Below are 22,900 nucleotides of genomic sequence, written 5' to 3' on the forward strand. Positions count from 1 at the left end.
AGTAAAGTAAAAAAACTTTACACCATAGATTGAGCTCCCACTGTACTAATGCATATGAGCTTGCACAGATTTGGGATGGGTAATCAGGTTACATAAACGGAAACTTCATGCCGCCAAGCCCGCCTTTTTTCTTACCTTTACCCTTTTGCATACCGGACATCTGTTTCATCATTTTTTTCATTTCATGGAATTGCTTAATAAGACGGTTAACCTCTTGAATAGAGGTGCCGCTGCCTTTAGCGATCCGTTTTCTCCGGCTTGCATTTAAAAGAGATGGATCATCCCTCTCTGCTTTTGTCATTGATTTGACAATCGCTTCAATATGCCCGATCTGCTTCTCATCCACTTGAACATTTTTTAAACCTTTCATCTTACCTGCTCCAGGCATCATATCGAGGAGCTCGTCAAGCGGCCCCATATTGCGCACCTGGGATAGCTGTTCAAGGAAATCATCGAAGGTCAGATCATTGGTCCTCATTTTACGTTCTAACTCTTTGGCTCTTTCCTCATCCACATTCGTCTGGGCTTTTTCAATAAGCGTCAGTACGTCGCCCATACCTAAAATTCTTGAAGCCATCCGTTCGGGATGAAAAGGCTCTAACGCATCGATTTTTTCTCCCATACCTGCAAACTTAATCGGCGTGTCAGTGACTGATTTGACAGAAATAGCGGCACCGCCGCGGGTATCTCCGTCAAGCTTGGTGAGGACGACCCCACTTATACCGAGGCGCTCATTGAAACTTTGAGCTACATTAACTGCGTCCTGACCAGTCATAGCATCAACGACAAGGAGAATTTCCTCAGGGGATGTTACTTCCTTAATTTCATCAAGTTCCCCCATAAGTTCTTCGTCTACATGCAGCCGCCCGGCTGTATCAATCAGTACATAATCGTGATGTTCTTCTTTAGCTTTAGCAAGTGCCTGTTTAGCAATTTCCACCGGGCTCACCTGGTCCCCTAAAGAAAACACAGGCATATCAAGCTGCTTACCTAATGTTTCAAGCTGCTTAATCGCAGCAGGCCGGTAAATATCTGCCGCTACCATTAAAGGGTTACGGTTGTGCTTTTTCCTTAAGTGGTTAGCCAGCTTTCCGGTAGTTGTTGTTTTACCTGCCCCTTGAAGGCCCACCATCATAACAACGGTCGGCGGCTTCTGAGCGACCGCAATTTTACTCTGCTCTCCGCCCATAAGCTTGGTCAGTTCTTCATTTACTACTTTAATAACCTGCTGGCCCGGGGTCAGGCTGTCAAGTACTTCCTGGCCGATTGCCCGTTCTTTTACATCTGCTATAAATTTTTTTACTACTTTAAAGTTCACATCTGCCTCTAAAAGGGCAAGACGGACTTCACGCATCATTTCTTTAACGTCCTGCTCAGACACTTTCCCTTTACCGCGGATCTTCTTGAGTGTTCCTTGCAGTCGTTCTGCTAAGCCTTCAAATGCCATTTTGTTTGCCCCCTATTCCAGTTTCTCGAGAGATTCAACGATCTGGATTATACGAGTGGGACTTTCTTTCTCGCGAATCATTACTTTTAATTCCTCTATATAGCTTAGGCGCTTTTCATAGCGGGAAAAGAGCTGTAACTTTTCCTCATACTCTTCTAATAAGGCTTCCGTGCGTTTTATATTGTCATAAACTGCCTGTCGGCTTACATCAAAGTGTTCGGAAATTTCTCCAAGCGACCAGTCATCCAAATAATACATTCGCATATACTGATTCTGCTTGCTGGTCAACAGCGCCTGATAGAAGTCATACAGGTAGTTCATACGGATTGTTTTTTCAATCACGAAGCCCACCGCCTTGTTAAGGTAATTGCCTTTACAATTTGTAATGATACAAGAGGAGATGTCCCCTGTCAAGTTTTTATCTTGTCATCCAAGCGGGCACGTCCGCTTCAGTCTTCAGCCGCTTCATCAGCTTCTTTAAGCACCTCTGAAAACAACCCATGGACATATTGTTCGGCTCTGAATTCCTGAAGATCATCCATGCCTTCTCCCAGACCAACCAGTTTAACTGGAATATCCAGTTCGTTCCTGATCGCAAGAACAATACCTCCCTTGGCTGTCCCATCCAGTTTCGTCAATACGATACCTGAGACGTCAGTAGCCTGGCCGAATGTTTTAGCCTGGCTCATCGCATTTTGTCCTGTTGTGGCATCAAGTACCAACAGCACCTCATGAGGAGCATCCGGTATTTCTCTTGTTAACACCCGTTTGACTTTTTCAAGTTCTTTCATAAGATTGACCTTGTTTTGCAGACGCCCCGCTGTATCGCAAAGCAGAACATCCGCTTTCTTAGATTTAGCCGATTGAACAGCATCAAACATCACAGCAGCCGGATCAGAACCTGCCTGCTGTTTTATTACATCGACTCCTACACGCTCTCCCCATACTTCCAGCTGCTCAATGGCCCCTGCACGGAAAGTGTCCCCTGCAGCCATCAGCACATTTTTCCCTTCCTGTTTAAACTGATGGGCGAGCTTCCCTATTGTCGTCGTTTTCCCAACCCCGTTGACACCTACAAACAGAATGACCGTCAATTCATTCTCTTTTATGTTGAGTTTCGATTCTTCCTCTGACTTCTGCAGAAGTTCTGCCAGCTTCTCGGAGATTACAGGCTGTATGTCTCTTGCATCCTTTATATTCCTTCGGCGTGCTTCATCCTTCAACTCATCAATAAGTGTCATAACCGTGTGGACTCCCACATCTGCTGAGATCAGAATATCTTCCAATTCTTCGAAAAATTCTTCATCCACAGTGCGGTAGTCTTTCACCAGCTCGTTCATCGCTCCGACAAACGAGTCCCTTGTTTTCGACAGGCCATCTTTAAACTTTTCGGTTACTGAATCAGTCTGGTCAGTAATTCTTTCTTTTAATTTTTTAAAAAAGCTCATTTGCACTCCTCCATTATTTTATGGTCAGTTTATCATCCGATAAGTTCCTTTGTTTCTTCAAGCCGGACAGAGACTAAGTTAGATACACCGGATTCCTGCATAGTTACGCCGTAAAGAACATCTGCTTCTTCCATAGTCCCTTTTCTGTGAGTAACAACAATAAACTGGGTCTCTTCACTGAAATCTTTTAAATATTGCGCGAAACGGGCTACATTGGCCTCATCCAGCGCCGCTTCAACTTCATCAAGGACACAAAATGGCACCGGACGTACCTTTAAAATGGAAAATAACAGAGCGATGGCTGTTAAAGCTCTTTCTCCTCCTGAAAGAAGAGCAAGATTTTGCAGTTTTTTACCAGGGGGCTGAGCGACTATATCCACCCCGGTCTGTAAAAGATCATCGGGGTTGGTCAGTTCAAGGCTCGCATTGCCTCCGCCGAACAGTTCAGCAAAAACTCCCTTAAAGTGACCTTGGATCTGGTTGAACGTTTCCCTGAAACGCCTTGTCATTTCATCATCCATCTCAGAAATAACCTGGTGCAGAGTAGCTTTTGCTTCTTCGAGGTCTGTTCTCTGCTCCGTTAAAAAATCATACCGTTCTTTCACCCGTTCAAACTCTTCAATGGCGCCTACATTAACAGTCCCCAGCTCTTCTATAGCCATTTTAATAAGCTTAACCTGGTTTTTCGCATCCTCCAGCTCACCCGTAAGTGTATAATTCCCGCTGGCTGCTTCAAAGCTCATTTCATACTCTTCCTGTAATTTATTTAACCTGGTGTCTAATTCGACATCCAGCCGGTTTACTAACACTTCTTTCTCGTGCAATGTCTGAGAAATAAATTTAAGCTGCCGTTTTTGCTCTTTTAATTCCTGTTCTGTATCATCATGCGTCTGCTGAAGGTTCAGCCTTTCCGACCTTCGCTTGGAAATTAACTGGATGGTTTTTTCTTTTTCTGCTTTTCGCTTCTCAATCTGGTCTTCAATGGTTGAGGCGTCAACTGTCTGGTCAGAAAGCTCCTTTTCAAGCTGGTTATACTCGGTATCTTTATCTATTATCTCCTGCGAGACACTCTGAAGTTCCCCTTTTAAACGGCGGTAGTTTTCTTCAGTATAAGACTTTTGTTCGTCCTCTTTTGCAAACTTTATTTTAATTTCGGTTAATTCTGCTCTTAAGCCTTCCCGCTCAGACTGGTCCTTTTTCTGCCGGCTGGCAAGCTCTTCTATTTCACTGTTTAATTCTTCAACCTTTTCTTCAGATGCTTTAATTGAAACGGTAAGCTCTTCAACCCGCTGCTGCCTTTCTTCCATTTCTCTTTTATAATCTTCGTATTCCAGGTCATACACTTCCAGCCGCTCATTCAGGTTTTCTTCGGCTAACTGCAGTTTATTAAGCTCAGCTTTCTTGATTTGTTCAATTCTTCTGGCTTCTTCCCCGCTTTCAGTAAGCTGTTTCATTTGCTGTTTAAGTGAAGCAGCCGTTTCTTTAAGCACGGAGACCTCTTTTTGCAAACCGTCTGTCTGAGATTCTATAGTATTTAATTTATCTGCCACTCTCTCCAGTTCCTGCTGGCGTCCAAGAATTTGGCTTTGTTTTTGTTTAATGCTGCCGCCTGTCATAGCACCGCCGGGATTAACAATATCCCCGTCTAAGGTCACTACTCTGAACCTGTAGTTCAGCTTGCCGGCAATCTTCTGAGCAGATTTAATTTCTTCCGCAAGAACCACATTCCCTAAAAGGTGTCTCACTACGTCTCTGTACTCAGGTTCGTACGCCACTAATTCGCTGGCAATCCCTAAACACCCTTCCACCGCTTCAGCACGGTAAAGATCCTGAGGCGGAATCGACCGGGGTTTTACCACATTCACAGGAAGAAAAGTTGCCCGTCCAAGACGCCTTTCCTTCAGAAACTGAATTGCTTTCCGGCCTGTAGGTTCATCTTCCACAATGACGTGCTGCTGGGCCGCCCCCAGCGCAATCTCCATCGCTGTCTGATACTTAGGATCGACTTCAATCATTTCCGCCACTGCCCCGCGAATTCCTTTAAAAGTTCTGTCCCGTTCTTTCAGAATTTCCTTTACTCCCTGAAAAAAGCCGGCATAGTCATTTTGCATATCTTCAAGAATCTCTTTTCGAGACTGAAGCTGCTGAAGATGCCGAAGCCCCTCGTAGAGCAGTTTTTCTTTTTTTTCATATTCACTTTGTTTCTTTTCACTTTCCTGATTAACCTTTTGATATTGATGGAGCAGATAATCGATTGTTTCTTTCTCAGCTTCCCATTCTTTTTCGGCATTCAGCCGTTCGCTAAGAATTCGTTTTCTTTTAACAAGGAGCTCCTGATTGTCTTTTTCGAGACGCTGGCGTTTCTGCTCATTTCTGGCTGCCTGGTCTTTTAAATAGTTCATTTCATTTGTCTTTGATGCTTTTTCATTCAGCCATTCTATGTAATCAGATTTGAGCTGCTCTAACCGTTCTTCAGAGCCTTCTTCCAGGTCGCTGAGTCTCATCTCAAGTTCCTGCTGCTGTTTGCTTGTCTCGGCTGCTTTTAATTTCCGCTCATCCAGCAATTTTCTCTGCTTTTCAAGTTCGGTATTCAGCTTATTTTTTTTCTCTTTTAACTGAGCGATCTCTTGTAAAAACTGCTCTTTATTTTGCGCAAAATTTTTACGCCGCTCTTTCCAGACCTCTTTTTGGCCCTCTTGTTTTTCAAGATCCTCACTTGTAGTCAGAAGAAAGTTCTGCAGATCATCTATGGAATCATCGATTGTCTGCATATCAGCGCGGAACCGCTGAAGTTTTGCTTCCCCGCTTTTAACCAGGGACTGGAATTTTCCTTCTTCACCTTCGAGCTTTTCCCATGCTTCTTTTCCTTCGGTCCATTCCTTATGAAGCATCTCTATTTCTTTAACCAGGACACCCACTTCAATATTTTTAAGGTCCCGCTTTTTCTCAAGGTACTCTCTCGCTACGGAAGCCTGTTCTCTTAACGGCTCAACCTGCGTTTCCAATTCATGCAGTATGTCTTTCACACGGTTTAAATTATCCTGTGTATCCTGCAGTTTTTTTTCTGACTTCTGTTTTCGGTTTTTATATTTCAATACTCCAGCCGCTTCTTCAAATATCATACGCCTTTCTTCCGATTTGCTGCTCAGAATTTCTTCGACGCGGCCTTGTCCGATAATAGAAAAAGCCTCTTTTCCAAGGCCTGAGTCCATAAATAAGTCTACAATATCTTTTAATCTGCACGATTGTTTATTTATAAGATACTCGCTGTCCCCTGAACGGTAAACTCGCCTTGTAACAGCCACTTCACTATAATCTATCGCCAAGTGCTGATCTTCGTTATCCAATATCAGAGAAATCTCTGCCATATTTAACGGTGCTCTGCTGTCACTTCCGGAAAAGATGACATCCTCCATTCTAGACCCGCGGAGATTTTTTGCCGACTGTTCTCCTAATACCCATCTGATAGCATCTGATATGTTACTCTTCCCGCTTCCATTCGGTCCTACCACGGCAGTAACACCCGGGACAAAATCAATGGATAATCGTTCAGCAAACGATTTAAACCCCACAAGTTCCAACCTTTTCAGGAACAATGTCATTCACCTCAATTTCCTTATTCTCAAGCCTGCCTGAAACAGACCTTAACTTGTTTATTTTATCATAAAATAAGAGTGAGATTAAACGATATTAAGGCAGTTATGGTCTTTTTCACAGTTCATGTTAAAATAGACAAGACAAATAAACTGGAAAGGGTGTTATCATTGGCAAACAATGAAAAAAATAGAGAAGAGCTTTCAGCAATGATTGAAAATATTAAAACTAAATTACAAGTAGTAAATGGCGCAGCTATAAAGCCTGAACATTTCTCACTAAAAAAGTATGATGATATTGAAGAAATTCATGCGATGGTGATGAAAAAAGATAATTTCAGTGTGAGCGAACTGGATGCTATTGTATCTGAACTCGGTTCAATGCGTGACCAGTCGGATAATTAAATCATAAGATTACCGCCAGGCTCTGGCGGTAATCTTATATTATTTTCTTTGAAAATTCTTTAAGTTGCTGCATTCAGCTATACTTGAAGACGCCATGCTGACAAACTATTACAGAGATTTCAGAAAGGAAGATTCGTATATGGAAAACAAATTGGCAGAAGGTCAGATTGTTACAGGTATCTATAAAACAGGAAAATATACAGGAGAAATTATTTCAGTAAACGAGGCACGGTCTACAGCGGTAGTTAAAGTACTTGCAGTTAATAAGCACCCGGTCCAAGGGGATCTTCATAATCCCGGCTCAACTAACGTACCTTTATTCCACGAGAGAAAAGCCTTAAGTTATAATGAAAAAACAAATATTCCGCTCGCTTATATTAAACCATATACCGGATCGGTCCCCGAGTATGACTCTTCTTTAAAAACAGCGGTGGAAAAGCAGAAAAAAGAGCTTGAGGAGGAAGGAAGCGCCTGGGCGAAAAAAGCACTGGAGACTCTGGAAGAAGTTGCGAAGGATTACTATTAAACATTAAAACAGGGAAGGCAGATTTTTAATCTGCCTTCCCTGTTTTAAACTGAAATAAGACGGTCCCGTCTACTTCAAGGGTTTAAGAGAGTCACTTCCCGATTCTTTCTGAATTACTTGGAATTAAGCTTTTCAAGCGCTTTTTGGGCCGCCATCTGTTCTGCTTCTTTTTTGGATTTTCCCGTCCCTATACCGAGCTGCTGCTTATCCAGAGTAACCTCCGACACAAATTCCCGGGCATGAGCAGGACCTTTTTCTTCAATTATTTTATAATGCACCTGTCCCTGGCTTTCACGCTGGATAAGTTCCTGCAGCTGGCTTTTAAAGTCCATCATATGAGAAAAAGAGCCATTATGGATTTTCGGGTAGACATAATCTTTCAGAAATCCGTATACAGCATCCATACCAAGGTCCAGATAAAGGGCACCTATAAAAGCTTCAAATACATCTGCGAGAAGTGCAGGCCTTCTGCGCCCGCCCGTCATCTCTTCACCTTTTCCAAGCAGGACATAATCACCAAATTTCAACTCGTCAGCTATCTTAGCGAGAGATGGTTCGCATACGATCGCAGCTCTGAGTTTGGTCATCTCACCTTCGCTCATATGATCAAAGAGCTTATATAAGTACTGGGAGATGGCCAATTCCAAAACTGCATCGCCTAAAAACTCAAGCCGTTCATTGTCGTCATACGGGCGGATACGGTGTTCATTTACATAAGAAGAGTGGGTGAAAGCTTGAATAAACAAGTCTTCATTTTTGAAGTTAATGTGAATATCGTCTAAAAATTTTCGGTATTTTATTTTTTGAGCGTTCGTCATTTGCATTTTCTTTGCCTGACGTTTCATTCCCCTTCTATGGATCTTTCTTGACTGTTGCATGAGAACCCCCATCACTTGTCTCATTTAGTTTTTAAATCCCAAGTTCCTTTTGAAAGGAACTTGGGAGACTGTCTGTTTTTCTAATAAAGATAAAAAGCTGGTTGCTGCCAGACAGGCAGTGATCAGCTGGCATCAAGCATGCTTATTGATGACGCTCTATGTAATCGATCACGTCACCGACCGTTGCGATTTTTTCAGCATCTTCGTCGGAAATTTCTAAGTCGAACTCGTCCTCAAGTTCCATAACAAGCTCAACCACATCTAAAGAGTCAGCTCCAAGGTCATCCTTGAAAGTAGCTTCTTTTTTGACCTCTGATTCATCTACACCGAGGCGTTCGGACACGATTTTTGCAATTCTGTCTTGAATTGTTGCCATTTTACTTCACCTCCTCTCAGTAATTATAGGATAAACAAGTAAAAAATACTAGTTCGTTTTTGGTCTGTAAAAGCTACGGCATGACCATGCCGCCATCTACATGTAAGGTTTGCCCTGTCATATATGAAGCTGCATCACTAGCTAAAAATGATACGACGCGTGCGACATCTTCTGGTTTGCCAAGTTCTCCTAAAGGAATTTGCTTAAGGAGCTCTTCTTTTGTCTCTTCCTGAAGCTTGTCAGTCATCTCAGTTTGGATAAATCCAGGGGCAATAGCGTTCGCCCGGATATTCCGGTTAGCCAGCTCGCGGGCTAATGATTTAGTCAAGCCGATTACGCCTGCTTTACTTGCTACATAATTGGCCTGTCCTGCATTCCCGAGAACGCCTACGACAGAAGAGATATTAATAATTCTGCCATAACGCTGTTTCATCATTGTACGGGATACCGCTTTAGCACAATTAAATACTCCTTTAAGGTTCGTATCAATGACAGCGTCAAAGTCCTCTTCTTTCATCCTCATAATTAAGGTGTCTCTCGTAATTCCGGCATTATTAACGAGAATCTCAATTGAGCCAAAAGCCTCTGACACAGTCTTCACCATGTCTTGCACACTTTTTGAATCTGCCACGTCTGCCTGGACAGTTAAAGCTTCCACACCGAAACTTCGGCATTCTTCCGCTACCTGTTCAGCTTTGTCTTTACTTCCTGAATAATTCACCGCCACGTTGACTCCCTGCTGAGCAAGTTCAATACAAATGGCTTTGCCAATTCCCCGTGATCCACCGGTAACGAGGGCATGTTGTCCTTTCATGGGGTCACTCTCCTTTATTTTCAAAATGTGTTAATGCTTTTTCCAATGTTTCTTTATCATATACCGGCAGCACAGCCGCCCTTCTTGATACCTTTTTTACGAGTCCGCTTAATACCTTACCGGGTCCTGCTTCGATAAACGTATCGACTCCTTCGTTTACCAGGTACCTGATCGTGTCCTCCCAAAGCACAGGAGAATAAATCTGCCTGATTAACGCATCCGGAATCTGGCCTGCATTTTCAAAAGGTTCAGCTGTCACATTAGCAATTACCTGTAAGTCAGGTTGACTGAAGGTGATATCATTCAGGACAGTTTTCATTTTTTCCGATGCGGGCTCCATCAGCTCAGAGTGAAAAGGCCCGCTGACTGATAATAACATAGCCCTTTTAGCTCCTTCTGATTTGGCAAGCTCTACCGCTCGTTCCACACCTTCAGCAGTGCCGGAAATGACTATCTGGCCAGGAGAATTAAAGTTAGCAGGCTGTACAGATCCTGCTTCTTCAGTTGCCCGGTCAGTCACTTTCTGAAGAGTTTCCCGCTCCATCCCTAAAATAGCGGCCATCGTACCTTTGCCTTTAGGAACGGCCTCTTCCATAAACTGCCCTCTTTTCCTAACAGCTTTTACGGCTTCCTGAAAATCCATACTGTTCCCTGCCACAAGAGCAGAGTATTCGCCAAGGCTGTGGCCTGCTGCATATTCTGCGGTAATGTTTTTTTCTTTAAGCAGTTCCCAAATGGCAGTACTGACAGTCAGCAAAGCAGGCTGAGTATTTTCTGTTTTTTTCAGCTCATCTTCACTGCCTGTAAAGATCAGCTCACTTAGTTTTTCGCCGAGAGCTTCATCTGCTTTCAGAAAAACTGATTCGCACACTGGGTATGCCTCAGCAAGTTCTCTTCCCATACCGGCTTGCTGCGAGCCCTGTCCCGGAAATAATAAAGCTGTTTTAGACATCATTCTTCTCCTCTCGATGCAGGCATTTGTTCAAGTTCCTGCTTTATCGTGCTGATTACTTTTTCTTCATGCATTAATTTAGCTTGTTTAACAGCGCTAAAAAAAGCATGTTCATCTGAAGAGCCGTGAGCTTTAACAACCGGGGCCTGCAAACCGAATAAACCGGCGCCCCCGTATTCAGAATAATCCATTTTTTGTTTAACCCGTTTGAATGACGGCTTAAGCACGCCGGCAGCAAGTTTATTTTTAAAAGAAGACGTTAGTTCATCTTTCAGGATCGAAAATAGCGAAATGGCCGTTCCTTCAATTGTTTTTAAAACAAGGTTGCCGGAAAATCCATCACATACCACAACATCGGCGGCCCCATCCAAAAGATCTCTCGCTTCTACATTTCCAATGAAATTCATATTGCTGTCCTGAAGGAGCGAATAGACTTCCTTTGTCAGCTCAGTTCCTTTCCCAGCTTCAGACCCCACGTTCAAAAGGCCTATCCGGGGATTGTTTAAGCCGCGGACTTTCCGCATATATACGTCCCCCATTAACGCGTACTGTACAAGATGGGAAGGTTTCGCATCCATATTTGCACCGACATCAAGAAGTAGAAAACCTTCTCCTCCAAGTGTAGGGAGCATCGGGGACAATGCCGGACGCTCGATACCGGACGTTCGGCCGACCACCAGAAGGCCTGCTGTCATAAGAGCTCCGGTGTTACCGGCTGAGACCGCAGCGTCAGCTTTCCCTTCTTTTACTTGCTGCACCGTCAGCACCATAGACGAATCTTTTTTTCTTCTAACCGCTTTGACCGGGGCATCTTCTGCATCTATCACAACTTCAGTATGGATAATCTCAAAACGGCGGGAGTCCATCCCTTCCACAAGAGGTTCGATTTTCTTTTTATCCCCCACAAATATAATATGTAAATCACGAGAGGCATCGAGTGCTTTTCTGCATCCGTTCACCACACTCTCCGGCGCATGGTCGCCGCCCATCGCATCTATTGCAAGCCTCATTAATCCGCTTCCTCCCCTGTATTAATTTCTTCTCTGAACATTGAGAAAGTACCTTTAAATACCAGAACCTGTTCAACATAACTTTGTACTTCCACTATGGTTCTGGTGTCGTTAATCTTAGTCACTTTCGCTTTAGCTACAACTCTCTCTCCAACTTTGACCTGGCTTTTGAAAGACACGGCCGCCGAGGCAGTCAAAGCAAGTTCATCGTTTATCACAGCAACTGCAAGAGAATTTGCCTGGGCGAATAAATGATGGCCTCTCGCAATACCTGTTCTTGAGAATACATGTTCATTTTTTATATCAAGAATTGAAATAGCATGTTTATCAAGCTCCAGATCAATCACTTCACCGATAACTTCTTCGATAGGAAGTGCTTTGACTGTGTCATACTGCTGTTTAGCTACATGTTTAATTCTCTCTCTGACTTCCGGAATATTTAATTCAAGTCTGTCCAGCCTGATTGTCTGAACGCTTACTTTAAATTCTTCAGCCAGAGTGTCATCCGTAATAAAAGGGTTTTCCTCAATTTTTTCCTTCAGCAAAGGCTGGCGCTGTCTTTTTGACAGTTTCATAATTAATCACATCCACACTCATATGACTAGGTACTAATAGTAGTATATAGGTCCAAAAGTATGTTTTCAACCGCAATTTGCACCTAATCGAATTTTGATTCGCGGAAGGCACCCTGTTTTCGAAGCGTTTCCCGCAGACTCCTGTAATCCTCACTTGTCCAGAAAGCACTTGATTGGACTAACTTAGCAGCATCTTGTCTTGCGACTTCCAGTACTCTGTAATCCTCTATAAGGTCTGCTACTTTAAATTCGGGCAACCCGCTCTGTTTAACACCGAAGAAATCACCGGGTCCTCTTAACTCCAAATCACGCTGGGATAATTCAAACCCGTCGTTTGTCTCAGTCATAATACTCATTCGTTCTTTTCCCACATCTGTTTTTGGATCTGCAAGTAAAATACAAAAGGCTTGAGCATCTCCCCTGCCAACCCTGCCCCTGAGCTGATGAAGCTGGGAGAGGCCGAACCTGTCAGCATCATAAATAACCATTAAGGTAGCATTAGGAACATTAACGCCTACTTCTACGACTGTGGTCGAAACTAGCACCTGGCTGTTATTCTCAGCAAAGGCGAGCATAACCTGTTCTTTTTCATCGTGGGGAAGCCGGCCATGCATCAGTCCGACAGATACCCCGGGCAAGGCCTGGGCCAGCTGAAAATGGACGTCAATAGCATTCTGCACATCCAACTGCTCAGACTCTTCAATTAAGGGACAAATGACATATACTTGATGGCCTTTTTGAATTTCCTTTTTCATAAAATCAATCACACGCGGCAATTTATCGTGCTTAGCCCAATGGGTTTTAATAGGCTTACGCCCTGCAGGCATCTCATCGATTGTCGATACATCCATGTCCCCAAAAGCTGAAATAGCCAAAGTACGGGGGATTGGAGTAGCTGTCATAAATAAGACGTCAGGCTGGATTCCTTTTTCTCTTAACACCCTCCGCTGCTGAACACCAAAGCGGTGCTGCTCGTCTGTTATTACAAGCCCAAGATTGCTGAATTCCACCCCTTCCTGAATAAGAGCGTGGGTTCCTATTATAATATCCACCTCTCCTTTCTCAAGGGACTCAAGCGTCTCCCGTTTTTCTTTCGCACGCGAAGAACCTGATATATGGGCAATCTTAAGGCCGGTGTGCTCAAACAATTTTTTTAGAGACTCGGTATGCTGTTCAGCCAGAATCTCAGTAGGGACCATCAACGCTCCTTGATACCCTGCCAGCACATTAGCATACAGAGCAATAGCAGCCACCACCGTTTTTCCCGATCCCACATCTCCCTGTAATAAACGGTTCATACGATAAGGGGACTGTAAATCCTGAAACACTTCTTTTAACACTTTATCCTGGGCTGCTGTAAGAGGAAAAGGAAGCCTTTGGATAAAATCGTTCACCACGCTTTGATTAAAGGATTTCCCGTTTCCTTTGTCTCCTTCTCTCTGCTCTTTTCTGAAAAGCTGCATTTTCAGCTGGAACAAAAGAAGTTCTTCGTATATCATCCGCCGTTTGGCCTGTCTGAACGAGTTTAAATCAGTCGGGAAGTGTAAATGGTATAATGCTTGTTTCCTGCCTGCCAACTTATAAGTGTCCAGCAGCTGGGCCGGCAGTATTTCTTCAATTGAACTGCCGAATGATGTGAAAGCCTGGTCAATAAGCTTTCGCAATAAGCGGACTTTCATATCGCCTTTTACGGAATAAACCGGCTCAAGCCTGTCGCTGTTGGGAGACTGGGGTTTAACTGTGCCGCCTGTCATCATCATTCGGTTCCGATCAAGTTTTCCAGAGAAAACGAGATGGTCTCCAAGCTGAATTTGCTTTTTTAAATAGGGCTGGTTGAAAAACACGGCCTGCACTAAGAGACCGTCCACGAAAACGCGCACGGTCAGCCGGGACTTTTTTTTGCCAAAAAACCGAAGTTCAGGTTCGCTGTATACTTTTCCTTGAACAGTTACCCTCTCGTCATGCTGGACTTCATTCAGAGGGCGGATCGCGTGATCTTCATACCGGAAAGGAAAATGTTCTATTAAATCCTCCACAGTGTCTATGCCCATTTGCTGAAGCTGTTCAACTGCTCGCGGGCCGGCACCATGAAGGCCGGAAACTGATTGCTTCATTGTTCTCTCTCTCCTTATTTGGAGCCGCTGCCGAATATTTGCTCCTTGTATCTGACTCCTGTCGGTGTAGCTGCTAATCCTCCTTCACCCGTTTCCCTAAGGGTACTCGGCATCGTTTCCCCTATACGATACATAGCGTCTATTACTTCATCACAAGGAATTCTGCTTTCTATTCCTGCCAGTGCCAAATCGGCCGCTACAAGAGCATTAGAAGCGCCAAATGCATTACGTTTAACACAAGGGACCTCAACTAAACCGGCAACCGGATCACAGACTAATCCAAGCATATTTTTTAAAGCCATGGCCATAGCTTGAGCCGATTGTCTTGGTGTACCTCCGGCCATTTCCACTATCGCAGCCGCTGCCATACCCGTCGCAGAGCCAACTTCAGCCTGGCATCCTCCCGCCGCCCCGGAAATAGAAGCATTGTTTGCTACTACAAATCCGAATGCACCACTGACGAATAGATAGCGGACCATTTGCTCTCTTGAAGGATTCAGTTTCTCTTTAACAGCAAATAAAGTACCGGGTACAACTCCGGCAGCTCCCGCTGTAGGCGTGGCACAAATGGTACCCATCGCAGCATTCACTTCATTGGTAGCCATAGCCTTACTCACTGCATCAAGGATAAGGTTACCGGACAGTGTCTCATTTAATTGCATATATTCATTGAGCTTTTTCCCGTCTCCGCCTGTTAAGCCAGATACGGATTTAACTTGCTCTGTTATTCCTCTGTTCACAGCTCTTTCCATCACATCTAAATTGCGTTCCATCTGTGAAAAAATTTCCTCGTAAGAGCGTTCGTGCACTTCCATTTCCTGTCTGATCATAATTTCCGAGACAGGCAGGTTCTTAGTCTCACAAAGCTCTACAAGTTCCTCTACGTTGCGAAACATGCTGTTTCCTCCTTTGTCTGTAAAACAGAGTTCTTTCATTAATCGTGAATTTTAGTAACTTTCTTTACATGTTCGAGTTTCGTCAACTCGCCCATCGTTTTTTCATCAATGTTCTGGTCTACTTCAATTACCATCAATGCTTCTTTCCCCTGTTCTTTTCGGGAAACTTCCATATGCCCGATGTTGATCTCATACTCGGCAAGCTTTGTTGATACTGAGGCAATCGTTCCATAACGGTCATCATGGACTACGAGAATAGCAGGATGGTTCCCGCTCAGTCTCAGTTCAAATCCGTTAAGCTCTTTTATTTCTACTTTTCCTCCGCCAATCGAGATACCTACGAGCTCCATTTCTTCTTTCCCTGCACCGAGGCGGATCTTAACGGTGTTCGGGTGGTCGAGGTTAGCCTCCTCTTCATAAAAAGAATAGGAAACCCCTTTGTCTTCTGCATATTTAAATGACTCAGTCATCCGGGTGTCAAATGTGTCAAAACCTAATATTCCTCCTACGAGCGCCACGTCCGTTCCATGTCCCTGATACGTTTTAGCAAAAGAACCGTATAAGTGGAATGCCGCCCATTCAGGTTCCTTTTGGAACAGCTGCCTCGCCACCAGCCCGATCCGTGCAGCACCTGCCGTGTGAGAGCTGGAAGGGCCAACCATCACTGGACCAATAATATCAAAAACGCTTCTGTACTTCATACAGATGTCCTCCTTCGTCTATACCGAGCCAACACTATATAAGAAAATCAACCAGTCGTTTTATTATAAAAAAAGCAGTAAATAGTAAATCACCTGTCTGACATGTTTATCTTAACAAATTGGTAAAAAAAGAGCTATTATATTTACAAAAACAGTGAGAACGCCTAAGGGATTAAGCGCAGTCTGAAGATCCAATTCAACGCAGCTCCAGGCTGAGTTGAATTTAGCTGAAGACAAGCCCCCTGGGCAAGCGCCCGCCTGGCGGACTGAAATCACGGCTTTTCTAAAAAGAACAGCCGAACAAAATTCTAAAATTTTGTTCGGCTTTCTTAACGATTACTATTCTTTTATCCCAGCGGGTTTAGTAATTATGAGTTTTTCAGGCGTGTCACAGATACTGATACCGTGCCGGGGCCGACATGTGTACCAATCACAGGGCCAATACTGGTTATAGTCTCTTTTTTAATTGAAAAATGTTCATGCATCTGCTTCATAAGAGCCTCAGCCTCAGATTCCGACTGGGCATGGGAAATTCCAACATGAATGTCGTCGCGGCCATAACGGTCCTGAAACTCCTGAATAATTCTGTTAACAGCTTTCTTTTGCCCGCGAACTTTTTCAAATGGATAAACTTCGCCTTCCTTAGTTAAAGACAATATCGGTTTAATTTTCAACAGTGATCCAAGAACCGCCGAAGCTTTTCCTATCCGCCCATTTTTCTCAAGGTATTCTAAAGTATCGACCATAAAAAACACCGAAGTATCTTCCAAAAGCTCGTTTACTCTTTCAAGGCATTCCTCTTTAGATGCCCCTTCTTTAGCAAGAGCAGCCACTTCGACTACGATAATACCGATCGCATAGGACGCGCGCTTTGAGTCCACGACAGTTACAGGGACCTCATCCCCCAAGGTCTGAGAGGCTATATATGCAGACTGGAATGTGCCGCTCAGTTTGGAAGAAAGATGTATTGAAATAATATCCGGCTTGTCCACCTTTTCAAACAGTTGCCGGTACTCTGTTTCAAACTGATGGGGGGTAGGCTGGGAAGTCGTAGGTATTGACTCAGCCTCAGCTAATTTTGTATAAAACTGGTCTGCAGTCAGATTAACCCCGTCTTCATAAGTTTCTTCGGCGAAATGAACTTTGAGCGGGACAACTGTTATATCGAGCTCTTTTTGAAGCTCTGCAGGAATGTCTGCAGTGGAATCTGTAACAATTTTAACTTTACCCATCAAAAACAACCCCTTGCTTAATTAGTAGCAGTTAACCCTTCCTTTATTCTACAGATAAAATGTAAGAGTAAAGAGGCTGATTTCCTGCATGCACTTCAACTTCTATTTCTGTGTGCTGTTCTTCGATGTAACGGACTAATTCATCCGCTTCTTTCCCGCTGCGGTCTTCTCCGTGTATTATTGTCACAATTTCGGCGTCTTCTTCTACCATCTTATCAAGGAGTTCTTTTGCTACTTCCTGGACAGATGGGCCGGTTGAAACGATTGTTTTTTCATGGATCCCCATAAAGTCGCCTTTTTTAATGTCCACGCCGTTAAGACTTGTGTCTCTTACAGCATAAGTAACTTCTCCTGTTTTAACTTCCTGCATAGCTTCTTTCATTTCCTCAGTGTTTTCCTCAAGAGACTGGGCTGTATTGTAAGAAAGCATAGCTGCAAGACCTTGAGGTACGGACTTGGAAGGCACCACTGCCACTTCAAGGTCAGAAACTTCAGCCGCCTGTTCGGCAGCCATTACGATGTTACTGTTATTAGGCAGAAGAATTATTTTTTCAGCGTGGCATTCGTCGATCGCCTTAATAAAATCTTCAGTAGAAGGGTTCATTGTCTGGCCGCCTTCAATCACCTTCTTTACACCTAACCCTTTAAATAACTCGGCAATTCCGGCTCCCATTCCTACAGTAATGACAGCAAACTCAGTTTTTTCCTGCTTGTTTTCCGGTGCAGGAGCTACAGGCTGGGTGCCTTCCTCGTTTAAAATGGTAGTATGCTGTTCACGCATATTTTCTATTTTAACGTTAACTAAAGAACCGAATTTTTGCGCTTCGGATATAACCTTACCAGGGAATTCAGCATGAATATGGATTTTCAGCAGGTCTTCATCTGAAACAACCAGCAGGGAATCTCCATGCTTGTCCAGCACCTCTCTGAATTCATCTTCGTTAAAAGAATTTTCTTCAACTTTATCATCTTCAAATTTAACCATTACTTCTGTGCAGTAACCAAACTCGATATCTTCCGTGGCCATGTGGCTTTGGGCAGATTGATGGTGCTCCAGCTTAACGAGCTCATCCATACTGGGTGCATCCTGCTCAACTGTACTGGTTATTTTTTCACCTTTCAGTACAGCCAGAAACCCTTCATAGATCGTCACAAGCCCCTGGCCGCCTGAGTCCACCACACCTACCTCTTTTAAAACAGGAAGGAGGTCAGGAGTTCTTTCCAGAGACGCTTTGGCCTCTTCAAGAACGCCTTCCATTAAACCATTAATGTCCTGGCTGTTTTTAACGATTTGGCCGCCTTTATTTGCTGAGTCTTTGGCTACAGTAAGAATTGTTCCCTCTACAGGTTTCATTACTGCTTTATAAGCCATGTCTACTCCATAGTTAAATGCTTTACTCAAGTCTTCCGCTGTAATGGTTTCTTTGTTTTCCACCGACTTTGAAAAACCCCGGAATAACTGGGATAGAATGACACCGGAGTTTCCTCTGGCGCCCATAAGCAGTCCTTTTGCAAAACTGGATGCAATTTTCCCTACATGGTTTTCAGACTGGGCTTTTACTTCTTTTACGCCAGAAGTAATTGTTAAATTCATATTTGTTCCTGTATCTCCATCCGGAACAGGAAAGACATTTAAAGCATCAATTTTTTTGGAATTATTGGAAAGGTTGTTTGCTCCTTCAACAAGCATTTGCGCAAACTTCTTACCTTCAATATTTGTGACTGTCACGAATGTTCCTCCTAACTATAACTTCTACGGGTTGGTAACACGGACACCTTGAACAAAAATATTCACAGAGTCCACTTTTAATCCGAGCATTTGCTCCAGCTGGTATTTAACTTTAGATTGTACATTATGGGCCACTTCGGAAATTTTCGTACCGTAACTTACAATAATGTACATATCAATGTGAATTTCTTCATTTTCTTTTTCGCGAATGACCACACCGCGACCGAGGTTTTCTTTCCCCAACAGGTCTGTGATACCGTCTTTTAATTGTTTTTGTGAGGCCATGCCTACTATTCCGTAGCAGTCCACAGCAGCCCCTCCTGCAATTACCGCCACTACTTCTTTGGAAACATCAATATTGCCAAACTTTGTTTTCATCTCTATGGTCATCTGAAACTGCCTCCCTTTAAGGTCTTTACCTTTATGGCTATCGTCATTTTACTATAAAACATACGAATTTAAAAGAAGATCCGGCGGCTGCAAAAGCACTATTACTTTATTGTTTTTTTGCGCCCCTGTCAAGTACATTTGCTTGATAAAAAAACAAATATGACTTGAATTCTTTGACTTGCTATGCTAATATAACCAAGTGTTTCATTTTGATACTTGAACCGATTATAAACGATTAGACTTATCGTATAGTTGAAGGAGGGAATATCATGGCAAGAAAATGTGTTGTCACAGGCAGAGGCCCTAAATCCGGAAATAAACGTTCTCACGCATTAAATGCTACTAAGCGCCGTTGGGGTGCAAACGTACAAAAAGTCCGTATTTTAGTTGACGGAAAGCCGAAGCGTGTTTACGTTTCTGCTAAAGCACTGAAATCAGGCAAAGTAGAAAGAGTTTAATCACTCCACTGTTAAAAAACGGCGCAAATCTGCGCCGTTTTTTCATGCATTTATGACTGGCTTTTTACCCTTTTCGGAAGGATCCCATCACCGCACGTACAAAGCCTCCAATAAATTTTGGTAATTTAATCGTATAAAATTTCATGCTTTCCCCTCCTCGAAAGAACAACCCCTCATAGAGTTCTGATGATTGAGAAATCATAAATCGGTGCCTCGTTATTACACATTATATTCATGAAGAAAAAAATAGTACCTTTTTTTCAAAAATGATAATTATCAAGCTTTATCCATTGACTGAAATAAGTAAAGTCTTCCCTTTTTAAAAGATACTTTTCCGGTTTCAGCTGTTAATTCATTACTGATACATAAGCTGGATCCCTGCTCAATGTCTTTATTCTCAAGAGGGTAACGGAAGCCTTGCATGGTGAGCCCTTTCACCTCTTCTGTAAAAGGGAGCATAGAATAGTACTTAAAATTTTCTTTATTAAAAGTGTAAATGCCAGGGTCTAATATTGTTATTTTATTCCACCGATCCTCGAGATATACAGGAACATTTACTTTTAAGCCTTTAAGAATAAGATGGGCGTTCATAAACAAGTGGTCAAGTCTGCCGCCGGTAGCCCCAAGCAGAATAATTTGAGAAGGGTTTTGACGGAGGCACCAGTTAATTGCAATCTCCATATCTGTTTCATCTTTCTCTTTTGGGTAAATCTCTATATTTTTGAGCTTTGACTGTACCCACTGTCTTTCTTCCCCGGTAATTGAATCAAAATCACCGAAAGCCATAAGCGGCATTATTCCGAAGGTTAAAAGATTATAAACTCCCCGGTCCACCCCTATCCAGGCTGCTGCAGGATATTTCTCCTGCATTTTATCCAGTTCAGGGACCGATGTTTCCGGCCCGCTCCCGAGAAGTATAAAAGTCAAAGTTATCTCTCCTTTAAGTGAAGCAGCCCTTCCGGCCGTGTCACGGTTATGCTGGCTGAAGGATTCTTCTGCTTCCTGTATTTAATAAAATCAGAACGATTAAACAGACAATCATTGAAGGCAGAAGATATGAAATATTATACGTAAAAGCATAAACAGCTACAGGAGTACCTTCCGGAGCAAATTCTCCGAACCAGACCACACCTGCAGTAAAATGAGCAAGAAATCTCATTGCAACCCCTGCTGTGACACCTAGAATTAATGAGATAACAACTTGAGGCCCGCTTGCTTTCCCTTTAATTGTAAACAAGCCGGCCAACCCGATCACCGCAAAAGCTACCGGATAATCCAGCAAAGCTTGCAGCCAGTGAACAATAAAGGGGTTATAGATCATATTAATGATTCCAAAGATTAATCCTGTGGCCACCCCCGGCCGAACACCTCTCCGGAATGCCATAACCAGAATAGGGAGCATCGCTAAGGAAACTGAACCTCCCTGAGGCCAAAAGCGCAAAAATGTCAGCAAATCAAGTATGACTGCCAAAGCTGCCATCATTGCTACTTCCGCCATGATCAGTGTCGATCTTGAATTATTCAAAGTAACCCTCTCCTTTATTTAGTAAAATACGAACCGCAAAGGAAGGGGCTGAACTGAAAAATAAAAAACAGCTATTGCCTCAAATGCAACAGCCGTTTATACCGGCTCCACATCCCTACGCAAGTATCAACTCACAGGTTCTCAGGGTCGAAGCGGCAGCTTCCTCTCAGTCCTTCTAAGGACTCCCCTTGTGGTTCTTGTATTTTATTTATAGTTTAATCTTACCTTGATGACCGGATACTTTCAATGGCTTTTTGCCTGTCTGTTTTTCCGTACACAGCAGACCCTGCCACTAAAACATCCGCTCCTGCTTCAATACACAACTCAGCAGTTTCAGCATTCACGCCTCCATCTACCTCAATTTCTATATCTTTGTCCAGTTTGGCAACCATCTCTTTAACTTCCCTTATTTTCGGAAGCACCTCATGAATGAATGTCTGGCCTCCGAACCCTGGATTTACTGTCATTAGAAGAACGAGGTCTACGTCCTGAATGATATGCCTGACAGATTCTACTGGAGTAGCGGGATTTAAAACTACTCCGGCTTTGACGCCGGCCTCTTTAATCATATGTACAGTACGGTGCAAATGCGGGCAAGTTTCAACATGGACACTGATAATATCAGCTCCTGCTTCTGCAAACAAAGGAATATACTGATCAGGGTTCTCAATCATTAAATGAACATCCAAAGGAAGGTCAGTGACAGGACGTACAGCATTTACGATTAGCGGCCCTATAGTAATATTAGGGACAAAATGTCCATCCATTACATCTACGTGGATGTAATCGGCACCTCCCGCTTCCACATCTTTTATTTCGTCGCCTAATTTAGCGAAATCTGCTGATAAAATTGAAGGGGCTACTTTAACCATCTTTTAATACCTCCGTTTTTGGTTTTTAATCTCATCTAAAAACTGGGCATAATGCTCATAACGGTGCGAAGCAATAAGCCCGTCTTTATAGGCTTGTTTAACCGCACAGGACGGCTCGTTAATGTGGGTACAGGCTCGGAATTTACAATCGTTTATCCGTTCAAGCATTTCAGGAAAGAACTGTGAAAGTTCTTCCGTTTCGATATTTTGAAAATCCAAAGAACTAAAGCCGGGAGTATCTGCTACATACCCGCCCTCTTCCAGCGGAATAAGCTCCACATGCCGGGTCGTATGCTTTCCTCTGCCAAGACTTTTAGATATTTCATTGGTTTCTATATTTAATTCAGGTTTCAACGCATTAAGCAAGGAGGACTTTCCGACACCTGACTGTCCGGCAAAGACAGATACTTTTCCAGATAAATATGGTTTTAACTGGTTCAGCGTTTCCTCGATATAGATCGATGTCTTCAACACTTCGTAACCAAGCTTTTTATAATCTTCTTCATATTTTTCAATAAGTGAAGAATCTTCTCCGGAAAGCAGGTCGATTTTAGAAAGACAAATTACCGGTGATATATTGTTAGCTTCTATGTGCACGAGAAAACGGTCTAAAAGAACAGGGTTAAATGAAGGCGATTCTACTGAAAACACGAGAATTGCCTGTTCTACATTTGCAATGGGAGGCCTCACAAGCTCATTCAGCCGGTCTTCCATTTCCAGAACGTATCCGTCAGTCTTATTAGCCGCCTCAAATTCTACCCAGTCTCCCACTAATGGCGTAAGTTTCCTCTTCCGGAAATTTCCCCGTCCCCGGCATTGAAAGATTCCGTCTTCATTTTCCACATAATAAAACCCGCTCAATGCTTTTATAATACGTCCTCTTGGCATGCCATCCTCCTGATTTTAAATTTCGCAGACAAGTTTCCGGAAGACTCGTCCGCCTCCCAGGAAACCCCGTC

24 protein-coding genes and 1 riboswitch are annotated in these 22,900 nt (G+C 43.3%); of the genes, 3 read left to right on the plus strand and 21 right to left on the minus strand.

All coding sequences use genetic code 11. From position 1 onward, the window contains the following. Positions 1-88: 88 nt before the first annotated feature. From ffh to smc, 4 genes are all read right to left on the minus strand, one after another. Positions 89-1,447 carry a signal recognition particle protein gene (gene ffh / locus K8O68_RS19800; RefSeq protein WP_093047618.1) on the minus strand — a complete coding sequence of 453 codons (1,359 nt, stop codon included), beginning with the start codon at positions 1,445-1,447 and terminating at the stop codon, positions 89-91. A 12-nt stretch (positions 1,448-1,459) separates the two neighbouring features. After that, positions 1,460-1,789, minus strand: a complete 330-nt coding sequence (locus K8O68_RS19805) for a putative DNA-binding protein (protein WP_093047619.1) — start codon at positions 1,787-1,789, stop codon at positions 1,460-1,462. 107 nt (positions 1,790-1,896) lie between these two features. Further along, positions 1,897-2,895 (minus strand): signal recognition particle-docking protein FtsY, encoded by a 999-nt coding sequence (ftsY, locus tag K8O68_RS19810; protein ID WP_230898486.1) that lies wholly within the window; start codon positions 2,893-2,895, stop codon positions 1,897-1,899. Between the two features lie 32 nt (positions 2,896-2,927). After that, positions 2,928-6,491 carry a chromosome segregation protein SMC gene (smc, locus tag K8O68_RS19815; RefSeq protein ID WP_230898758.1) on the minus strand — a complete coding sequence of 1,188 codons (3,564 nt, stop codon included), beginning with the start codon at positions 6,489-6,491 and terminating at the stop codon, positions 2,928-2,930. A gap of 105 nt (positions 6,492-6,596) precedes the next feature. Here smc and K8O68_RS19820 point away from each other — a divergent pair, with 105 nt between their 5' ends. Further along, positions 6,597-6,893 carry a DUF1128 domain-containing protein gene (locus tag K8O68_RS19820; RefSeq protein WP_370640551.1) on the plus strand — a complete coding sequence of 99 codons (297 nt, stop codon included), beginning with the start codon at positions 6,597-6,599 and terminating at the stop codon, positions 6,891-6,893. Between the two features lie 139 nt (positions 6,894-7,032). Further along, a complete protein-coding gene (gene kapB / locus K8O68_RS19825; protein ID WP_230898487.1) occupies positions 7,033-7,419 on the plus strand; it encodes a kinase-associated lipoprotein KapB in 387 nt (128 codons plus the stop codon). A 113-nt stretch (positions 7,420-7,532) separates the two neighbouring features. Here kapB and rnc read toward each other — a convergent pair whose 3' ends face one another. From rnc to K8O68_RS19885, 12 genes are all read right to left on the minus strand, one after another. After that, positions 7,533-8,297 carry a ribonuclease III gene (rnc, locus tag K8O68_RS19830; RefSeq protein ID WP_370640552.1) on the minus strand — a complete coding sequence of 255 codons (765 nt, stop codon included), beginning with the start codon at positions 8,295-8,297 and terminating at the stop codon, positions 7,533-7,535. Between the two features lie 142 nt (positions 8,298-8,439). Continuing rightward, positions 8,440-8,673 carry an acyl carrier protein gene (acpP, locus tag K8O68_RS19835; protein ID WP_093047624.1) on the minus strand — a complete coding sequence of 78 codons (234 nt, stop codon included), beginning with the start codon at positions 8,671-8,673 and terminating at the stop codon, positions 8,440-8,442. A 73-nt stretch (positions 8,674-8,746) separates the two neighbouring features. After that, on the minus strand, positions 8,747-9,487 hold the full coding sequence (gene fabG / locus K8O68_RS19840) for a 3-oxoacyl-[acyl-carrier-protein] reductase (RefSeq protein WP_230898488.1): 741 nt from the start codon (positions 9,485-9,487) through the stop codon (positions 8,747-8,749). A 4-nt stretch (positions 9,488-9,491) separates the two neighbouring features. Beyond that, positions 9,492-10,439: an ACP S-malonyltransferase gene (fabD, locus tag K8O68_RS19845; protein ID WP_230898761.1), complete on the minus strand. Its 948-nt coding sequence runs from the start codon at positions 10,437-10,439 to the stop codon at positions 9,492-9,494. Further along, positions 10,439-11,449 carry a phosphate acyltransferase PlsX gene (gene plsX, locus K8O68_RS19850; RefSeq protein WP_230898489.1) on the minus strand — a complete coding sequence of 337 codons (1,011 nt, stop codon included), beginning with the start codon at positions 11,447-11,449 and terminating at the stop codon, positions 10,439-10,441. The genes fabD and plsX overlap by 1 nt, the downstream gene beginning before the upstream one ends. After that, a complete protein-coding gene (gene fapR / locus K8O68_RS19855; protein ID WP_230898490.1) occupies positions 11,449-12,024 on the minus strand; it encodes a transcription factor FapR in 576 nt (191 codons plus the stop codon). The genes plsX and fapR overlap by 1 nt, the downstream gene beginning before the upstream one ends. 83 nt (positions 12,025-12,107) lie before the next feature. Then, positions 12,108-14,138, minus strand: coding sequence for an ATP-dependent DNA helicase RecG (recG, locus tag K8O68_RS19860; RefSeq protein WP_230898491.1), 2,031 nt, complete (start codon positions 14,136-14,138; stop codon positions 12,108-12,110). A gap of 14 nt (positions 14,139-14,152) precedes the next feature. Beyond that, positions 14,153-15,034 carry an L-serine ammonia-lyase, iron-sulfur-dependent, subunit alpha gene (sdaAA, locus tag K8O68_RS19865; RefSeq protein WP_230898492.1) on the minus strand — a complete coding sequence of 294 codons (882 nt, stop codon included), beginning with the start codon at positions 15,032-15,034 and terminating at the stop codon, positions 14,153-14,155. Positions 15,035-15,072: 38 nt separating this feature from the next. Beyond that, positions 15,073-15,735 carry an L-serine ammonia-lyase, iron-sulfur-dependent subunit beta gene (sdaAB, locus tag K8O68_RS19870; RefSeq protein WP_230898493.1) on the minus strand — a complete coding sequence of 221 codons (663 nt, stop codon included), beginning with the start codon at positions 15,733-15,735 and terminating at the stop codon, positions 15,073-15,075. A 368-nt stretch (positions 15,736-16,103) separates the two neighbouring features. Next, the gene (locus K8O68_RS19875) at positions 16,104-16,967 is read right to left on the minus strand and encodes a DegV family protein (protein WP_230898494.1); all 864 of its coding nucleotides are present in this window, start codon (positions 16,965-16,967) and stop codon (positions 16,104-16,106) included. Between the two features lie 43 nt (positions 16,968-17,010). Then, positions 17,011-18,696, minus strand: coding sequence for a DAK2 domain-containing protein (locus K8O68_RS19880; RefSeq protein ID WP_230898495.1), 1,686 nt, complete (start codon positions 18,694-18,696; stop codon positions 17,011-17,013). A 24-nt stretch (positions 18,697-18,720) separates the two neighbouring features. Further along, positions 18,721-19,086 (minus strand): Asp23/Gls24 family envelope stress response protein, encoded by a 366-nt coding sequence (locus tag K8O68_RS19885; RefSeq protein ID WP_093047634.1) that lies wholly within the window; start codon positions 19,084-19,086, stop codon positions 18,721-18,723. 269 nt (positions 19,087-19,355) lie between these two features. Here K8O68_RS19885 and rpmB point away from each other — a divergent pair, with 269 nt between their 5' ends. Next, the gene (gene rpmB / locus K8O68_RS19890) at positions 19,356-19,544 is read left to right on the plus strand and encodes a 50S ribosomal protein L28 (protein ID WP_230898496.1); all 189 of its coding nucleotides are present in this window, start codon (positions 19,356-19,358) and stop codon (positions 19,542-19,544) included. A gap of 64 nt (positions 19,545-19,608) precedes the next feature. Here the strand turns inward: rpmB and spoVM are convergent, their stop codons facing one another. The 5 genes from spoVM to rsgA all read right to left on the minus strand — a co-directional run bounded on the left by spoVM (position 19,609) and on the right by rsgA (position 22,829). Further along, positions 19,609-19,689: a stage V sporulation protein SpoVM gene (spoVM, locus tag K8O68_RS19895; RefSeq protein WP_143051187.1), complete on the minus strand. Its 81-nt coding sequence runs from the start codon at positions 19,687-19,689 to the stop codon at positions 19,609-19,611. A 131-nt stretch (positions 19,690-19,820) separates the two neighbouring features. Further along, positions 19,821-20,471: a thiamine diphosphokinase gene (locus K8O68_RS19900; protein WP_230898497.1), complete on the minus strand. Its 651-nt coding sequence runs from the start codon at positions 20,469-20,471 to the stop codon at positions 19,821-19,823. A 46-nt stretch (positions 20,472-20,517) separates the two neighbouring features. After that, positions 20,518-21,069, minus strand: a complete 552-nt coding sequence (gene thiT / locus K8O68_RS19905) for an energy-coupled thiamine transporter ThiT (protein ID WP_230898498.1) — start codon at positions 21,067-21,069, stop codon at positions 20,518-20,520. A gap of 95 nt (positions 21,070-21,164) precedes the next feature. Beyond that, a riboswitch (TPP riboswitch) is annotated at positions 21,165-21,268 on the minus strand. A 22-nt stretch (positions 21,269-21,290) separates the two neighbouring features. Then, the gene (gene rpe / locus K8O68_RS19910; RefSeq protein WP_230898499.1) at positions 21,291-21,941 is read right to left on the minus strand and encodes a ribulose-phosphate 3-epimerase; all 651 of its coding nucleotides are present in this window, start codon (positions 21,939-21,941) and stop codon (positions 21,291-21,293) included. A gap of 3 nt (positions 21,942-21,944) precedes the next feature. Further along, positions 21,945-22,829: a ribosome small subunit-dependent GTPase A gene (rsgA, locus tag K8O68_RS19915; protein WP_093047640.1), complete on the minus strand. Its 885-nt coding sequence runs from the start codon at positions 22,827-22,829 to the stop codon at positions 21,945-21,947. Between the last annotated feature and the right edge of the window lie 71 nt (positions 22,830-22,900).

Source organism: Salipaludibacillus sp. CUR1, assembly GCF_021028955.1.
Classification (GTDB): Bacteria; Bacillota; Bacilli; order Bacillales; family Salisediminibacteriaceae; genus Salipaludibacillus.

Coding starts and splice junctions, on each gene's coding strand:
- recG (WP_230898491.1), bottom strand. CDS start 14,138: ATGAAGCAATCAGTTTCCGGCCTTCATGGTGCCGGCCCGCGAGCAGTT.
- K8O68_RS19820 (WP_370640551.1), top strand. CDS start 6,597: ATGGTCTTTTTCACAGTTCATGTTAAAATAGACAAGACAAATAAACTG.
- fabG (WP_230898488.1), bottom strand. CDS start 9,487: ATGAAAGGACAACATGCCCTCGTTACCGGTGGATCACGGGGAATTGGC.
- spoVM (WP_143051187.1), bottom strand. CDS start 19,689: ATGAAATTTTATACGATTAAATTACCAAAATTTATTGGAGGCTTTGTA.
- K8O68_RS19875 (WP_230898494.1), bottom strand. CDS start 16,967: ATGGGTAAAGTTAAAATTGTTACAGATTCCACTGCAGACATTCCTGCA.
- rpmB (WP_230898496.1), top strand. CDS start 19,356: ATGGCAAGAAAATGTGTTGTCACAGGCAGAGGCCCTAAATCCGGAAAT.
- plsX (WP_230898489.1), bottom strand. CDS start 11,449: ATGAGGCTTGCAATAGATGCGATGGGCGGCGACCATGCGCCGGAGAGT.
- fapR (WP_230898490.1), bottom strand. CDS start 12,024: ATGAAACTGTCAAAAAGACAGCGCCAGCCTTTGCTGAAGGAAAAAATT.
- fabD (WP_230898761.1), bottom strand. CDS start 10,439: ATGTCTAAAACAGCTTTATTATTTCCGGGACAGGGCTCGCAGCAAGCC.
- kapB (WP_230898487.1), top strand. CDS start 7,033: ATGGAAAACAAATTGGCAGAAGGTCAGATTGTTACAGGTATCTATAAA.
- ffh (WP_093047618.1), bottom strand. CDS start 1,447: ATGGCATTTGAAGGCTTAGCAGAACGACTGCAAGGAACACTCAAGAAG.
- sdaAB (WP_230898493.1), bottom strand. CDS start 15,735: ATGAAGTACAGAAGCGTTTTTGATATTATTGGTCCAGTGATGGTTGGC.
- rnc (WP_370640552.1), bottom strand. CDS start 8,297: ATGCAACAGTCAAGAAAGATCCATAGAAGGGGAATGAAACGTCAGGCA.
- acpP (WP_093047624.1), bottom strand. CDS start 8,673: ATGGCAACAATTCAAGACAGAATTGCAAAAATCGTGTCCGAACGCCTC.
- rpe (WP_230898499.1), bottom strand. CDS start 21,941: ATGGTTAAAGTAGCCCCTTCAATTTTATCAGCAGATTTCGCTAAATTA.
- ftsY (WP_230898486.1), bottom strand. CDS start 2,895: ATGAGCTTTTTTAAAAAATTAAAAGAAAGAATTACTGACCAGACTGAT.
- sdaAA (WP_230898492.1), bottom strand. CDS start 15,034: ATGTTTCGCAACGTAGAGGAACTTGTAGAGCTTTGTGAGACTAAGAAC.
- rsgA (WP_093047640.1), bottom strand. CDS start 22,829: ATGCCAAGAGGACGTATTATAAAAGCATTGAGCGGGTTTTATTATGTG.
- K8O68_RS19885 (WP_093047634.1), bottom strand. CDS start 19,086: ATGACCATAGAGATGAAAACAAAGTTTGGCAATATTGATGTTTCCAAA.